The 1,387-nt window shown below is 70.5% G+C and carries 2 protein-coding genes; both read left to right on the top strand.

The features are described from left to right. The first annotated feature begins 238 nt into the window (after positions 1–238). The gene (locus AC2W7C_RS17960; protein WP_486002576.1) at positions 239–1,108 is read left to right on the top strand and encodes a 50S ribosomal protein L11 methyltransferase; all 870 of its coding nucleotides are present in this window, start codon (positions 239–241) and stop codon (positions 1,106–1,108) included. A gap of 58 nt (positions 1,109–1,166) precedes the next feature. Further along, positions 1,167–1,387, top strand: a 221-nt coding sequence (locus AC2W7C_RS17965; protein ID WP_486002577.1) for a hypothetical protein, incomplete at its 3' end; no start/stop codon positions are given.

The raw sequence follows: 1,387 nt of genomic DNA on the forward strand, positions 1-1,387 counted from the left end.
GCCTTGGGCGCGGCGGCCTTCGGCGCCGGCTTGGCGGCGGCGGGCTTCGCCGCGGCGCTCGACTTTGCCGCCGGTTTCGGCTTGGAAGCGGCGGACGCCGCCGGTTTCGGTTTGGCGGTACTCGACTTGGACGGTGCTTTGGCCATGGACTCCCCGACCCCTCGGATGTTGCGAACGCTGGCGTTAGAGCGCACGCCAGCGCGTGCCTCGATTCGTCATTCTAACGGCGTTTTGAGAAATGTCCGAGTCCGCTGTTCAAATTATCGCGCGCGGCCCCCGCGCTCTCGCCGAAGCCGCCGCCGCCGACCTGGACGCCGACGTCCTGCTGGAGGGCGCGACCTATTCGATCCTGGAAGAGGATGAGGACAAGGGCGTGTGGCGCATCGACGCCTTCCCCACGACCGATGAGGAGGCCGATGGCGTCGAGGCGCGCCTGAAGGCGCACGCCGGCCTGACCGTGACCGTCGAGAAGCTGGCCGACGCCGACTGGCTGGCGATGTCGCTGTCCGGCCTGCCGCCCGTCGATGCCGGCCGCTTCTTCGTCTACGGCGCCCACGACCAGGGGCGGGTTCCCCCCAACCGCGTGAACCTGAAGATCGACGCCGGCGCCGCCTTCGGCACCGGGCACCACGGCACCACCGTGGGGTGCCTGATCGCCTTCGACGAACTGTTGAAGAAGGAGCGATTCGAACGGGTGCTGGACGTGGGCTGCGGCACCGGCGTGCTGGCGATCGCGGCGGCCAAGACGGGCTCCAAGGTCGCGGTCGGCACCGACATCGACGCGCCGTCGGTGCGCATCGCCAACGAGAACGCCAGGCTGAACCAGGCCGGCGCCCGCTTCGTGCACGCCTATGGGCTGAACGACCGCAAGGTGCGGGGGCAGGGGCCCTACGACCTGGTGTTCGCCAACATCCTGGCGCCGCCGCTGGTGGCGTTGTCGCAAGACATCAAGGAGGCGCTGCACATCGGCGGCGTGGCCATCCTGTCGGGTCTTCTGCGCACCCAGGAGCGGCGGGTGACGGCCGCCTATCTGTCGCGCGGCTTCGTGCTGGAACGGCGGATCCGGCGGGATGCGTGGAGCGCCCTGGTCCTGCGCCGGGTGGGTTAACCGGGGGAACGGCCGGGGAGGCCGGATCGTTTCGGGAGTCCATTTGGAGGGACCGCCCGTGACCCAGTACGACCCCGAAGCCCGCACCGCCCGCCCGACCCCGACCGGCCCGACCGTCACCGAGACGGTGGAGACGGTGGTGGTGCGCGAATCCAACACCGGCTGGTGGATCGCCGGCATCCTGGGCGGCGTGGTCCTGATCGCCGTGCTGTGGATCCTGTTCGCGCGCGGATCGGCGCCGCCGGCCGACGAGGCGCTGCTGGACGCCCAGGCCGACGC

The organism is Brevundimonas sp. CURTG3B2_SDJG (assembly GCF_057364705.1).